Origin of the sequence: Kitasatospora albolonga (assembly GCF_039535905.1) — a bacterium.
GTDB lineage: Bacteria > Actinomycetota > Actinomycetes > Streptomycetales > Streptomycetaceae > Kitasatospora > Kitasatospora albolonga.
Genome location: NZ_BAAAYB010000075.1, coordinates 13,817 through 27,148 on the forward strand (window position 1 = coordinate 13,817; position 13,332 = coordinate 27,148).

Sequence of the window (13,332 nt, forward strand, 5' to 3'; positions counted from 1 at the left end):
ATGGCAACCGACGGCCTGGCGATCCTCGCCTCCCACAGCACCGAGGCGGTGCCGCCCGTCGTCGTGATCCCGCCCGCTCCGCCCGTGCACCCGATACCAGTGGTCCCGCTCTGGCACGCGGCACCGGACCGGCTCCTCCGCGAGACCGGCCGCCCGCGCGACCCGGCCTGACGTCCAGCGCCACCCAGCGCCACCCGGCCCGACCGCACGGCACCGAACCGCACCGGCACCGGCACCGAACCGCACCGGCACCGAACCGGCACCACCGCGAGGCAGCACAGCACCGGCCCGTCCGCACGGGCGCACCCCTCCCTTCCCCCGGCCCCACCGACCACGGCGAGACCGACAGGACTCCCCCACGCCGGTCAGGCTCGCCCTTCCCATCCCGCAGGCCCCGGCCCTCCCCCGGCCGGGGCCTGCGGCGTACGGGGCCCGCACCTGACGGCCGGTCAGATCACCCCCGCCTGGCGGGCGGCCTCGTCGAAGGCGCGGGCGGCCTGGCCGGCCCGGTACGGGGTGAGGCGGCGGTGGAAGTCGCGGAGGTACTCCACCGTGCGGGCGGAGCGCATCTCACCCGCCGCGCGGAGCGCCTCGGTGGCCAGGCCGCAGGCCTCGTCCACCTCGCCGAGGCCGAGGCGCGAGCTCGCGAGGACCAGGCGGCAGAGGATGCGGCTGCGGGCGAAGGCCGGGGTGCGCAGCCTCAGGGACTTCTCGGCGTGCTGGGCGGCGGGCCGCCACTGCTGGAGGTCGCGGTAGCAGTGGGCGAACTCGTCGGCCAGCTGGGCCTCGTCGAAGTACCGCGCCCAGGAGGGGAGTTCGTCGCTGGGGCGGGCGATGCCCAGGGCCCGTTCGCAGCGCACCAGGGCGGTGGTGCAGGCCCGGACGTCGCCGAGCAGGGCGTGGCCGCGGGCCTCGGCGGCGTGCATCAGGGCCTGGACGGTGGGCGCGGCGGCGGTGCCGACACCCTGCTGGGCGACGCGCGCCAGCTGGATCGCCTCCCGGCCGTGGCCGAGGTGGACGGCCTGCTGGCTCATGGTGGTGAGCACGTAGCCGCCGAGCACGCGGTCCCCCGCGGCCTGGGAGAGCCGCAGCGCCTGGACGAAGTAGCGCTGGGCCAGGCCGTGGGCAGCGATGTCGAAGGAGGTCCAGCCGGCCAGCCTGGTCAGGTCGGCGACGGCGCCGAACAGCGCGCGGCCGATCTGCTCGCCGTACCGGCCGCGCAGCATCGGCTCGGCCTCGCTCTCCAGGTAGCGCACCAGGGCCTGCCGGGCGTGGCCGCCGCCGTAGGCGTGGTCGAGGGCGCGGAAGAGGTCCCCGACGGCGCGGATGGCGGCGATGTCGCCCCGGCCGACCCGCAGCGTCGGACGCTGCTCGCGGGTCTCCTGCTCACCGAGCGGCGGCAGGCCGCCGCGGCTCTGGGCGGGGACCCGGCCGGGCACCCGGGGGACGGCCGCGCCCCGGGCGGGCGGCACCACGCCGCGCGCACCGGCCGGCGGCGCTCCGGGCGCGGGCGGACGGCCGGCCGGCGGTGCGTCGGGCAGGCCGGGCACCGAGCCGTCCCGGGCCACCCGTTCGTCGGTGCGGCCGATCAGCCAGTCCCGGCTGGGCACCACCAGACCGGCCGGGGTGAAGGCGATCCGGCGCAGCTCGGACTGCAGGCCGGTGTCCTTGCGCCACATGGAGGCGACGATGTCGACCGCCTCCTGCGGCGATTCGGCGAACTCCAGCCCGGCGTAGACCGGGGCGCAGGCGTCCAGGCCGATGTCCTGGGCGGTGAGCCGGCGGCCCAGGCGGCGGGTGAAGACCTCGGCGATCAGCGCGGGGGTGGCGCCGCGCGGCTGCTGCCCGCGCAGCCAGCGGGTGACGGAGGTCTTGTCGTAGCGGAGGTCCAGGCCGTGCTCCAGGCCGAGTTGGTCGACCCGGCGGGCCAGCCCGGCGTGCGAGAAGCCGGCCTCCTCGATCAGTGCGGCGAGACGTGGGTTCTGGGTCCGGTCCCCTGAGGTGGTGTCAGCGGCGCGGGCCCGGTCCCCGGGCAGCGCCTCGGCCCCGGCGGCCCGCTCGTGCGGATCGTCGAGGTGCGGGTCGTGCGGATCGTGCGGGTCGAGCTGTCCGTACGCCGGGCTGTCGGTTGCAGGCCGTTGGGGCATATCTGTCTCACCTCTCGAGCGCCCCACCAGCCCCCACCTGTCTGGAGGTGCGCCCCCTGTCGGGAATCGGCGCGAATGTAGCGAGCATTTCGCCGCTATGGGTGGATCTGGGCGGGCAATCCTCCGAACGGGTGATGCAATGGCGCCCGTTGTAGGGAAGGTGCGTCGGTGGGTGTTTGGCTTGGACCGAGCCTGTCGCCGAATGGACCACCTGGTTTCGTCCACCACGGCCCCGCGCCACCCTGTGTGGTCCCGGCACATATCAGCGAGGGCCGCCACTTCCTACCGTTCTCGGCCATGGACACCTCTTCAGCCCGGCCGCTGGACGGCCGTACGGCACTGGTCACCGGCGCCGCCTCGGGCATCGGCCGGGCCTGCGCCGAGGCCCTGGCGGCGGCCGGCGCCCGGGTCTACGTCGTCGACCTGGCCGCGGCCCCGGCCGAGGAGCTCGCCGCCCGGATCGGCGGCGTCCCGGTGGTCGCCGACCTGGGCGACCCGGCGGCCGCCGACGCGCTGCCGGACGACGCCGACATCGTCGTCAACAACGCGGGCCTCCAGCACGTCGCGCCGGTGCACGAGTTCCCGCCGGACCGCTTCGCCCTGATCCAGCGGGTGATGGTGGAGGCGCCGTTCCGCATCCTGCGCCGGACCCTGCCGCACATGTACGAGCAGGGGTGGGGACGGGTGGTCAACATCTCCTCGGTGCACGGCCTGCGCGCCAGCCCCTTCAAGTCCGCCTACGTGACGGCCAAGCACGGCTTGGAGGGCCTGAGCAAGACCGTCGCCCTGGAGGGCGCCCCGTACGGCGTCACCAGCAACTGCATCAACCCGGCCTACGTCCGCACCGCCCTGGTGGAGAAGCAGATCGCCGCCCAGGCGCTGGCCCACGGCATCCACGAGGACGAGGTGGTGGAGCAGATCATGCTCGAACGCACCGCCGTCAAGCGCCTGATCGAGCCCGACGAGGTGGCCCAGCTCGCCGTCTGGCTCTGCTCCCCGACCGCCTCCTACATCACCGGGGCCTCCCTCCCGGTGGACGGCGGCTGGACCGCACACTGATCCCCCTGCAACTCCCCTCCCCCCAAGAAGTGGTGACGCATGCCCAGTTCTCCCGACGCCGCGAGAACCTCCGGCGCCTCCCTCAAGAAGGTCGTCGGCGCGAGCCTGATAGGTACCACCATCGAGTGGTACGACTACTTCCTGTACGGCACCGCCGCCGCGCTGGTCTTCAACAAGGTCTTCTTCCCGAACAGCGACCCGCTGACCGGCACCCTGCTCTCCTTCCTCACCTACGCCATCGGCTTCGCCGCCCGCCCGATCGGCGCGCTGGTCTTCGGCCACTTCGGCGACCGGATCGGCCGCAAGAAGCTGCTGGTGCTGAGCCTGCTGCTGATGGGTGGCTCGACCACCCTGATCGGCGTGCTGCCGACGTACCACCAGATCGGCGTGGCCGCACCGCTGCTGCTGACCGCGCTGCGGCTGGTGCAGGGCTTCGCGCTCGGCGGCGAGTGGGGCGGCGCGGTGCTGCTGGTCTCCGAGCACGGGGACGCGAAGCGGCGCGGCTTCTGGGCCTCCTGGCCGCAGGGCGGCGCCCCGGCGGGCAACCTGCTGGCGGCCGGCGTGCTCTCGCTGATGACCGCGGTGCTGTCGGACGAGGCCTTCGTGTCCTGGGGCTGGCGGGTGCCGTTCCTGCTCTCCGCGCTGCTGGTGATGGTCGGCCTGTGGATCCGGCTGGCGGTGGACGAGTCCCCGCTGTTCCAGCAGGCGCTGGCCGCGGCCGCGGCGCGCGAGGCGCAGGCGCCCGAGCAGCCGCCGCTGGTCGCGGTGCTGCGCCACCACTGGCGCGAGGTGCTCACCGCGGTGGGCGCGCGGATGGCGGAGAACATCTCCTACTACGTGATGACCACCTTCGTGCTGGCCTACGCGGTGGGCCACGTGCACCTGCCCAAGCAGACCGCGCTCAACGCGGTGCTGATCGCCTCGGCCGTCCAGTTCGCGCTGATCCCGCTCTTCGGAGCGCTCTCCGACCGGGTCGGCCGCAAGCCGGTCTACCTGGTCGGCGCGGTCGGGGTCGGCGTCTGGGCCTTCGTCTTCTTCGGACTGGTGGACACCAAGAGCTTCGGCTCGCTGCTGCTCGCGGTCACCGTCGGGCTGGTCTTCCACTCGGCGATGTACGCCCCGCAGGCGGCCTTCTTCTCCGAGCTGTTCGCCACCCGGATGCGGTACTCCGGCGCCTCCATCGGCGCCCAGTTCGCCTCGGTGGCGGCCGGCGCCCCCGCACCGCTGATCGCCACCGCCCTGCTCAAGGACTACGGCAGCTCCACCCCGATCTCGGTCTACGTGGCGATCGCCGCCGTGATCACCGTGGTCGCCGTCCTCTGCGCCCGCGAGACCCGCGGCCGCGACCTCGCCGAGGTGGGTGCCGACGAGGCCCCCGCCCTGGCCAAGGTCTGATCGTTCGTCACGCGGCGGCCGGTACCAGTGCGGTACCGGCCGCTGCGCACCCGGCAGAGAACTGGCACGATGGCCCGCACCATGGACGACCCGCCCCTCCCCAGCAGCGCCGCCGCCCTGCGGCGGCTGCTCGACCTGCTCGCCTCCGGCGCCGCCACCGAGGACTTCGGCGAGGTGCTCGCCGAGGCGCGCCGCCGGGGCGCCCCGGCGGCGGTGCTGGCCGAGATCGACGACGCCACCTGGCTGGCCCTGCGGGTGCACCGGACGCTGCGTCAGCACCGGCGCCGGGAGGCCGAACTGACGGCGCTCTTCGACACCGCCGGGGACCTGGCCGCCTCCCGGGACCTGGACTCCGTCCTGCAGGCCATCGTCCGCCGGGCCCGGATGCTGCTCGGCACCGACACCGCCTACCTGACCCTGCCGGACCGGGCCGCCGGGGACACCTACATGCGGGTCACCGACGGCTCCGTCTCCGCGCTCTTCCAGAACCTGCGGCTCAGCCTCGGCGACGGCCTCGGCGGCCTGGTCGCGCAGAGCGCCCGCCCGTACGCCACCCCGGACTACCGGACCGACGAGCGCTTCCACCACACCGGCACCATCGACGCGGGCGTGCTGGACGAGGGCCTGGTCGCCATCATCGGCGTGCCGCTGCTGCTCGGCGGCCAGGTGATCGGCGTGCTGTTCGCCGCCGACCGCTCGGCCCGGGCCTTCTCCCCCGACGAGGTGGCCCTGCTCTGCACCCTGGCCGCGCACGCCGCCATCGCCCTGGACACCGCCAACTCCCTGGCCGAGACCCGGGCCGCACTGGCCGAGCTGAACACCGCCAACGCCGTCATCCAGGCCCACTCCGAGGCCGTCCAGCGCGCCGAACGGGCCCACGACCGCCTCACCGACCTGGTGCTGCGCGGCGCGGAGGTCCCGGACGTGGCCGCCGCGGTGGCCGCCCTGCTGGGTGGCGAGGTGGGCGTGTACGACGCCGAGGGGCTCGTACTGTCCGGGCGCGCGCCGGGGCCTGACGGACTGTCGGAGCTCGCCGCCGCCTCGCGCGCCGAGGGGCGCGCCGTCCGGCACGGCGACGCCTGGATCTGCGCGGTGCTGGCCGGCCAGGAGCCGCTCGGCGCCATCGTGCTGCTCGGGCCGGCCGGGGCTGGACGACGCCGACCGCCGCCTGTTCGAACGGGCCGGGGTGGTCACCGCCCTGCTGCTGCTCCTGCGCCGCTCGGTCGCCGAGGCCGAGAACCGGGTCCGCGGCGAACTGGTCGCCGACCTGCTCACCGCCCCCGGCCGCGACCCGGCGGGCCTGGTCGCCCGCGGCCGACGCCTGGGCGTCGACCTGAACCGCCCGCACCTGGTGCTGGTCGCCGCCGCCCCGCCCGCCGAACGGGCCCGGCTCGCCGGAGCCGCCGCCCGCTACCTGTTCGGCGCCCGCGGCCTCAGCGCGGAGCACGGCGAGGCCGTGGTGCTGCTGCTGCTCCCCGACGAAGGGTCACCGAGCGCGGGCGAGGCCGCCGCCCAGGCCGCCGAACGCCTGGCCCGGCTCACCGGCACGCCGGTGACGGTCGGCGCCGGACGGGTCGCCACCGGGCCGGTCGAACTGGCCGCCGCGTACGGGGAGGGGCTGCGCTGCGTCCGGGCCCTGCGGGTGCTCGGGCGGGACGGGGACGGCGCCTCCGCCGCCGACCTCGGCTTCCTGGGCGTCCTGCTCGGCGACGGGCACGACGTGGCCGCCTTCGTCCGGGCCACCCTCGGGCCGCTGCTCGACTACGACGCCCGGCGCGGCACGGAGCTGGTCCGCACCCTGCGCTCCTACTTCGACTGCGGCGGCAGCCTCACCCGCGCCAAGGACGAGCTCCACGTCCACGTCAACACCGTCGTCCAACGCCTCGACCGCGTCGAGGTCCTGCTGGGCCCGGACTGGAACCACCCGGAACGCAGCCTGGAGCTCCAGCTCGCGCTCCGCCTGCAGCTCCTGGCAAGCGAGTAACCGCCCGCGGCGCCCAGGGGCGCGAGGAACTGCGCGCGGGGGAACGGCAGCACGTGCAACTGGCTCACCTGCCCCGATCTCACGCTGGTCCGCCTTCCGGACTCGCGCAGTTCCTCGCGCCCCTGGTGCCCTCCAGGCACCATGAGCCGGCGGCGTACAGTGGCGTGGTCGGTTTTGACGCCTGGCAAGGAGCAGCGGTGAGCGAGCACGTACGGTTCGTGCACATGGGCATAGGCGAGCGCTCGGTCCCCTACGAGGAAGCCTGGGCCGAGCAGCAGCGGCTCCACGAGCTCCGCGTCGCCGACGAGATCCCCGACACCGTGCTGCTGCTGGAGCACCAGCCGGTGTACACCGCCGGCAAGCGCACCAACCCCGAGGACTACCCCCTGGACGGCACCCCCGTGGTGCAGGTCAACCGGGGCGGCGAGATCACCTGGCACGGCCCGGGCCAGCTGGTCGGCTACCCGATCGTGAAGCTGCCGGACCCGATCGACGTGGTCGCGTACGTGCGCCGCCTGGAGGAGGCACTGATCCGCGCCTGCGGCGAGGTCGGCATCGCCACCACCCGGATCGAGGGCCGCAGCGGCGTCTGGAAGCTCGGCGCCGAGATCCCCGGCGCGGTGGTGGACCCGTCCGAGGTGGTCGAGATCGGCAAGCTGACCCTGCGGATGGGCCTGCCGCTCGGCATCGACCCGCGCCTGGCGGGCCCCGAGTACGCGCCCTCCAACGCGGGCCAGCGCGGCGACGACCGCAAGCTGGCGGCGATCGGCGTCCGGGTCGCCCGGGGCGTCACGATGCACGGCTTCGCGCTCAACTGCGACCCCGACATGACATGGTTCGACCGGATCGTGCCCTGCGGGATCCGGGACGCCGGGGTCGGTTCGATCAGTTCCGAACTGGGCCGCGACTTCGGCGTCGCCGCAGCCCTGCCGGTGGTGGAGCGGCACCTGCGCGAGGTGCTGGCCGAGCTGCCGGAGCCCGCCCTGGCCCGCTGAGGCCCCCGGCACCCCGCTCCGCGCGGGAATGCCACCCGCCCGTCACGCGCTGTCGTCCCTGCGAATACAGGGCCCGCGCCCGGTGAAACCCGCACAAGCACAGGCGTACCCTAGGGGTACCCCGTCTAGTTCTAGGAGTCGCACGTGTCCGCTGTCGCGCCCGACGGCAGGAAGCTCCTCCGCCTGGAGGTCCGCAACAGCGAGACCCCCATCGAGCGGAAGCCCGAGTGGATCAAGACCCGAGCCAAGATGGGGCCCGAGTACAACGCCCTCCAGTCGCTGGTGAAGAAGGAGGGGCTGCACACGGTCTGCCAGGAGGCCGGCTGCCCCAACATCTTCGAGTGCTGGGAGGACCGCGAGGCCACCTTCCTCATCGGCGGTGACCAGTGCACCCGCCGCTGCGACTTCTGCCAGATCGACACCGGCAAGCCCGCCGACTTCGACCGGGACGAGCCGCGCCGGGTCGCCGAGTCCATCGTCACGATGGACCTCAACTACGCCACCATCACCGGCGTCGCCCGCGACGACCTGGAGGACGGCGGCGCCTGGCTGTACGCCGAGACCGTCCGCCAGGTGCACGCGATGACCGCCGGCCGCGAGGCCGGCCGCACCGGCGTCGAGCTGCTCATCCCGGACTTCAACGCCGTGCCCGAGCAGCTGGCCGAGGTCTTCTCCTCCCGCCCCGAGGTGCTCGCGCACAACGTCGAGACGGTGCCCCGGATCTTCAAGCGGATCCGCCCCGCCTTCCGCTACGAGCGCTCGCTGGACGTCATCACCCAGGCCCGCGCGGCCGGGCTGGTCACCAAGTCCAACCTCATCCTGGGCATGGGCGAGACCCGCGAGGAGGTCAGCCAGGCGCTGGCCGACCTGGTCGGGGCCGGCTGCGAGCTGATCACCATCACCCAGTACCTGCGCCCCTCGGTGCGGCACCACCCCGTCGAGCGCTGGGTGAAGCCGCAGGAGTTCGTCGAGCTCCAGGAGGAGGCCGAGGAGCTGGGCTTCGCCGGCGTCATGTCGGGCCCGCTGGTCCGCTCCTCGTACCGCGCCGGGCGGCTGTACCGGCAGGCGCTGGAGCACCGCGAGCGCGCGGCGGTCTGATCGGACGTACGGCGGGAGGCCGGGGCGAACGCCCCGGCCTCCCGCCGTTCCGGAGCACCGCGGACCGTTCAGGTCCGTTCCTGCGGGCTTTTCATCGGGCTTTGACCGTTCGGTCACCGCCCGGCAACACAGGAGGGGGACCCTGACAGCATGCAGAAGAAGACCGGAGTCCTGGTTTACGCACTGCGTCGCACCGAGCGTGCCCTGCTGGCCGGCGGCCAGCTGAGGGCCCGCCGCAACGCCTGGTCGGCGGTCGTGGAGAACCGGCAGCACGCCGCGGACCGCGCCGAGGTGGCCGGGCTCTTCCCCGCCGAGGCCGACGGACAGCGCCGCCACGCCTGACCTGCGCGGTCGCCGGACGGCCGGCGGGCACCCGTCGGGGGCGCGTCCGGGTTGCAGTTTGGGGGCGCCCTTGGATATCCCGTGCTCCCGCCACGTACCATGAGCGGTATGGCGAGGCAAACATCCGAAACCCCTGGGCGGCTCAAGCAGATCCGCCAGGCGTACACCATGACCAAGAAGGTCGACACCAAGATCGGCCTGATCATCGCGGCCGTCGGTCTGCTCACCTTCGGCGTGTTCCTCGCCATCGGCTTTGCGATCGACCACCCGATCTACCTGGGCATCCTCGGCTTCATCGTGGCCTTCCTGGCCATGGCGATCGTCTTCGGGCGACGCGCCGAGCGGGCCGCCTTCGGCCAGATGGAGGGTCAGCCGGGCGCCGTCGCGGCCGTGCTGAACAACATCCGCCGCGGCTGGAGCGCCAACCCGACCCCGGTCGCGGTCACCCGCAACCAGGACGCCGTCTACCGCGCGATCGGCCGCCCCGGCATCGCGCTGATCGGCGAGGGCAACCCGAACCGGGTGCGCGCCCTGCTGGCCGCCGAGAAGAAGAAGATGGCCCGCGTGGTCGGCGACATCCCGGTGCACGACATCGTGGTGGGCAACGGCGAGGGCGAGGTGCCGCTGAAGAAGCTCCAGGTGCACCTGATGCGCCTGCCGCGCTCCATCACCCCGGGCCAGGTCACCGAGACCAACGACCGCCTGCGCGCGCTGGGCGACCTGCTCTCCAAGGCTCCGATCCCCAAGGGCCCGATGCCCAAGGGCGCACGGATGCCCAAGGGCGGCCAGGTCCGCTGACCGCTCCCCCACCAACGCCACGGCCCCGCCGCGAGACTCTCGCGGCGGGGCCGTTCACTTGCTCCGGCGTCCGGTCAGATCCGCACCTCGACGGTGCGCACGGCCTTGTCGTGCAGCCCTCGGGTGTCGCGGTCCCAGACCACCGCCGGGATCACCAGGACGAGCAGCAGGGTGCGCAGCAGCACCTGGGGGATGCTCGCCCGCCCGCCGTCCAGCCGGACCACCCGCAGGCCGAACAGCCGCTTGCCGACCGTCGTCCCGGTGGTGGAGAGCAGGAGCACGGCGACGGCGTAGTAGAGCGGGGTGGTCCACATGTTGGCCGACCCCGGGGCGCCCTGGGCGATCAGCCCGAAGGAGACCAGGCTGCACAGCCAGCCGTCCACGAACAGCGCGCCGATCCGCCGGCCCGGGCCGGCCAGCGAGCCGGGGCCCTCCTTGGGCAGCCCGAGGCGCTCACCCCGGTACCCGAAGTCGGCGCCCATCTTCTCGGCGGCGGCCTTCGGTCCGTCGATCCACGATCCCAACGCTTCTCTGGTGTCCACGAATCCACACTATCCGGGCAGTCCCGGCGATCTTCGGGCCCCTCCCCCCGAGCGGGTGAATCGCTCTCGGCGGCCTTCACTGAGTGGTCTGGACCACTTGTCGGGCACCTGCCGTCCACGGGTGCTGATTTGCCCGGAACCGTACGCCTTTGACTCCCCCTTGAGCAGCCCGGTTAACATCTAGGAAACGAAAGGGTCACCAGCCGGAAACGGCCGATTCCTAGGGTTGACCCCTAAAACGCGCTCGCTGAGGAGGATGGATGTTCAACAACGCCGCCGAGGTCAAGCAGTACATCGCGGACAACGACATCAAGTTCGTCGACGTGAGGTTCTGCGACCTGCCGGGCGTCATGCAGCACTTCTCCGTGCCAGCGGCGACCTTCGACCCGTCCGAGACCCTGATGTTCGACGGCTCGTCGATCCGCGGCTTCCAGGCCATCCACGAGTCCGACATGGCGCTCGTCCCCGACCTGGCCACCGCCCGGCTGGACCCGTTCCGCAAGGACAAGCACCTCAACATCAACTTCTTCATCCAGGACCCGATCACCGGCGAGGCCTACAGCCGCGACCCGCGCAACGTCGCCCGCAAGGCCGAGGCCTACCTGGCCTCCTCCGGCATCGCCGACACCGCCTACTTCGGGCCCGAGGCCGAGTTCTACGTCTTCGACTCGGTCCGCTTCGAGACCAGCGCGAACGCCTCGTACTACCACATCGACTCCGAGGCCGGCGCCTGGAACTCCGGCTCCGAGACCGGCGACGTGCGCGGCTACAAGGTCAAGTACAAGGGCGGCTACTTCCCCACCCCGCCGGTCGACCACTTCGCCGACCTGCGCGCCGAGATGTCGCTCGAACTCGCCGCCGCCGGGCTGGAGGTGGAGCGCCAGCACCACGAGGTGGGCACCGCCGGCCAGGCCGAGATCAACTACAAGTTCAACACCCTGCTGCACTCCGCCGACGACCTGATGCTGTTCAAGTACATCATCAAGAACGTGGCCTGGCGGAACGGCAAGACCGCCACCTTCATGCCCAAGCCGATCTTCGGCGACAACGGCTCCGGCATGCACGTCCACCAGTCCCTGTGGAGCGACGGCTCCCCACTCTTCTACGACGAGCAGGGCTACGCGGGCCTCTCCGACACCGCCCGCTACTACATCGGCGGCATCCTCAAGCACGCCGCCTCGCTGCTCGCCTTCACCAACCCCTCGGTGAACTCCTACCACCGCCTGGTCCCCGGCTTCGAGGCCCCGGTCAACCTGGTCTACTCCCAGCGCAACCGCTCCGCCGCGATCCGCATCCCGATCACCGGCTCCAACGCCAAGGCCAAGCGCATCGAGTTCCGCGCCCCCGACCCGGCCTCCAACCCGTACCTGGCCTTCGCCGCCATGCTGATGGCCGGCCTCGACGGCATCAAGAACAAGATCGAGCCCCTCGAGCCCGTCGACAAGGACCTCTACGAGCTGGCCCCCGACGAGCACGCCTCCGTCCCCCAGGTCCCCAACTCCCTCGGCGCCGTCCTCGACGCCCTGGAGGCCGACCACGAGTACCTGCTCGCGGGCGGCGTCTTCACGCCCGACCTGATCGAGACCTGGATCGACTACAAGCGCACCCACGAGATCGCCCCGATCGCGCTGCGCCCGCACCCGCACGAGTTCGAGCTGTACTACGACCTGTAGGACCCGCTCCGACCTGCGGAAACGCAGGTTGATCTCTCACTGTTTCCGCAGGTCAGGCACAGTCCTGACCTGCGGAAACCTCAACGGGAAAAGCTGCCGTCGAAGGCTCGCGGCGTGAAATGAGAGTGCACCGAGTTCGATCTCGACGCAAACCCCCTCAGCGGCCTGAACCGCCACCGCACAGCCGTCAGCGACTTGACGATGAATAGGCGTTGCCTGTGCGTCGTCGTCCGGACTGCCGCTTGGCGAACCGACCCGAGGAACCACTGCATCACGTGGTTGATCAAGACGCGAGTAGCCCGCGCCTGCGCTCGGCCGGGTCTCCCCGTCGAGCGCATTGCGTAGCAGTAGTCCAACTCATCGACGAGGGCAAGCAAGCGCTCCAGGCTGCCCACTCGTACGCCAGAGCCGCCCCGCACCAGCCTCGCCTGCCGGGTCTGCCCGTCACCGCGGCCCGCCAGCGAACCAATTCCAACCGGCCGACCGGGCCTCGGCGCACGATTCCCGAACGGTGGAAAATCATCGCCGTCGGCCTCTCCACCCTCTTCGCCTTCGGTCTGCGTCCCCGCTCCACACCCCCGGCGGCGGGGCCGGCCCGCTGGGCTACACCGTCGCGGTGGTCTGCTTCGCGATCGTGCTGGCGGCATTGGGGTGAGGCATCTCGGCAACCGTGGGGCACGCGGTGCTGGCGCACGCCATGAGAACGGGACAATGGAGGCATGCCAGCTGTACCGCCCTCCAGTCCTGACGCCTCGGCCCGGATGAGTCGCCAGACCAACCGCGACACCGCGGCCGAGCAAGCCGTACGAAAGCTCCTCCATGCCTCGGGTTACCGCTATCGCACCCACTTTCCCGTGCCCGGCATGCGCCGACGCAAGATCGACATCGCGTTCACGCGAGCCAGGTTGGCCGTTCTCATCGACGGCTGCTTCTGGCACGGTTGCCCGGAGCACGCCACGAGCCCCAAGGCGAACGCAGACTGGTGGCGGCAGAAGCTCGACCGCAACATCGCACGGGATCTGGAGACGAACGCCCAGCTGATATCCGAAGGTTGGACGGTCATGCGCTTCTGGGAGCACGAGTCACCGGACACCGTCGCGTGCGCGGTCGCCACGGCCGTGGAGGAGGAGAAGGCAGCCGCACGACTCCTCGCAAAGAGCCCTCGGACCTTGGACAACACCGCCGCGGCAAGGGGACAGCACGCGGAGAAGCGGCCCCGGTAGTGCGGACTCGACAGGCCAAGGGCGCCTGACGCTCGGCGTACCCCTGTGCGCACAGCTGGCCGATCGACGCACCGGC

Annotated in this window: 11 protein-coding genes and 1 pseudogene; 10 read left to right on the top strand and 2 right to left on the bottom strand. The window is 72.3% G+C overall.

Annotated features, from left to right (window positions below; translation table 11 throughout):
* Entirely contained in the window at positions 1-171 is a 171-nt protein-coding gene (locus tag ABD946_RS18090; RefSeq protein WP_345284789.1) for a hypothetical protein, read from the top strand.
* A gap of 278 nt (positions 172-449) precedes the next feature.
* Here ABD946_RS18090 and ABD946_RS18095 read toward each other — a convergent pair whose 3' ends face one another.
* On the bottom strand, positions 450-2,147 hold the full coding sequence (locus tag ABD946_RS18095) for an NsdA family TPR-like regulatory protein (protein ID WP_345284791.1): 1,698 nt from the start codon (positions 2,145-2,147) through the stop codon (positions 450-452).
* A gap of 297 nt (positions 2,148-2,444) precedes the next feature.
* On the opposite strand from ABD946_RS18095, the gene ABD946_RS18100 reads away from it, so the two are divergent.
* The 7 genes and pseudogenes from ABD946_RS18100 (at position 2,445) to ABD946_RS18130 (ending at position 9,818) form a co-directional block, all read left to right on the top strand.
* A complete protein-coding gene (locus tag ABD946_RS18100; protein ID WP_345284793.1) occupies positions 2,445-3,206 on the top strand; it encodes a 3-hydroxybutyrate dehydrogenase in 762 nt (253 codons plus the stop codon).
* A gap of 39 nt (positions 3,207-3,245) precedes the next feature.
* The gene (locus ABD946_RS18105; protein ID WP_345284795.1) at positions 3,246-4,601 is read left to right on the top strand and encodes an MFS transporter; all 1,356 of its coding nucleotides are present in this window, start codon (positions 3,246-3,248) and stop codon (positions 4,599-4,601) included.
* A 69-nt stretch (positions 4,602-4,670) separates the two neighbouring features.
* A pseudogene (locus ABD946_RS18110) lies at positions 4,671-6,585 on the top strand (helix-turn-helix domain-containing protein).
* A 224-nt stretch (positions 6,586-6,809) separates the two neighbouring features.
* Positions 6,810-7,580 (top strand): lipoyl(octanoyl) transferase LipB, encoded by a 771-nt coding sequence (lipB, locus tag ABD946_RS18115; RefSeq protein WP_380150215.1) that lies wholly within the window; start codon positions 6,810-6,812, stop codon positions 7,578-7,580.
* Positions 7,581-7,724: 144 nt separating this feature from the next.
* Entirely contained in the window at positions 7,725-8,678 is a 954-nt protein-coding gene (lipA, locus tag ABD946_RS18120; RefSeq protein WP_345284799.1) for a lipoyl synthase, read from the top strand.
* Between the two features lie 150 nt (positions 8,679-8,828).
* The gene (locus ABD946_RS18125) at positions 8,829-9,020 is read left to right on the top strand and encodes a hypothetical protein (protein WP_345284801.1); all 192 of its coding nucleotides are present in this window, start codon (positions 8,829-8,831) and stop codon (positions 9,018-9,020) included.
* Positions 9,021-9,128: 108 nt separating this feature from the next.
* Positions 9,129-9,818 carry a DUF4191 domain-containing protein gene (locus ABD946_RS18130; RefSeq protein WP_345284803.1) on the top strand — a complete coding sequence of 230 codons (690 nt, stop codon included), beginning with the start codon at positions 9,129-9,131 and terminating at the stop codon, positions 9,816-9,818.
* Positions 9,819-9,892: 74 nt separating this feature from the next.
* On the opposite strand, the gene ABD946_RS18135 is transcribed toward ABD946_RS18130, so the two are convergent.
* On the bottom strand, positions 9,893-10,360 hold the full coding sequence (locus tag ABD946_RS18135) for an RDD family protein (protein ID WP_345284805.1): 468 nt from the start codon (positions 10,358-10,360) through the stop codon (positions 9,893-9,895).
* Positions 10,361-10,620: 260 nt separating this feature from the next.
* On the opposite strand from ABD946_RS18135, the gene glnA reads away from it, so the two are divergent.
* Together glnA and ABD946_RS18145 are read left to right on the top strand one after the other, a co-directional pair.
* A complete protein-coding gene (gene glnA / locus ABD946_RS18140; protein ID WP_345284807.1) occupies positions 10,621-12,033 on the top strand; it encodes a type I glutamate--ammonia ligase in 1,413 nt (470 codons plus the stop codon).
* 719 nt (positions 12,034-12,752) lie between these two features.
* Positions 12,753-13,256 (top strand): very short patch repair endonuclease, encoded by a 504-nt coding sequence (locus tag ABD946_RS18145; protein ID WP_380150191.1) that lies wholly within the window; start codon positions 12,753-12,755, stop codon positions 13,254-13,256.
* Positions 13,257-13,332 lie beyond the last annotated feature (76 nt).

What these genes read in the sequence shown, in the direction of transcription:
- ABD946_RS18105 (WP_345284795.1), top strand. Translation starts at nt 3,246, where the DNA reads ATGCCCAGTTCTCCCGACGCCGCGAGAACCTCCGGCGCCTCCCTCAAG.
- ABD946_RS18125 (WP_345284801.1), top strand. Translation starts at nt 8,829, where the DNA reads ATGCAGAAGAAGACCGGAGTCCTGGTTTACGCACTGCGTCGCACCGAG.
- ABD946_RS18090 (WP_345284789.1), top strand. Translation starts at nt 1, where the DNA reads ATGGCAACCGACGGCCTGGCGATCCTCGCCTCCCACAGCACCGAGGCG.
- ABD946_RS18130 (WP_345284803.1), top strand. Translation starts at nt 9,129, where the DNA reads ATGGCGAGGCAAACATCCGAAACCCCTGGGCGGCTCAAGCAGATCCGC.
- lipB (WP_380150215.1), top strand. Translation starts at nt 6,810, where the DNA reads ATGGGCATAGGCGAGCGCTCGGTCCCCTACGAGGAAGCCTGGGCCGAG.
- ABD946_RS18145 (WP_380150191.1), top strand. Translation starts at nt 12,753, where the DNA reads ATGCCAGCTGTACCGCCCTCCAGTCCTGACGCCTCGGCCCGGATGAGT.
- ABD946_RS18095 (WP_345284791.1), bottom strand. Translation starts at nt 2,147, where the DNA reads ATGCCCCAACGGCCTGCAACCGACAGCCCGGCGTACGGACAGCTCGAC.
- ABD946_RS18100 (WP_345284793.1), top strand. Translation starts at nt 2,445, where the DNA reads ATGGACACCTCTTCAGCCCGGCCGCTGGACGGCCGTACGGCACTGGTC.
- glnA (WP_345284807.1), top strand. Translation starts at nt 10,621, where the DNA reads ATGTTCAACAACGCCGCCGAGGTCAAGCAGTACATCGCGGACAACGAC.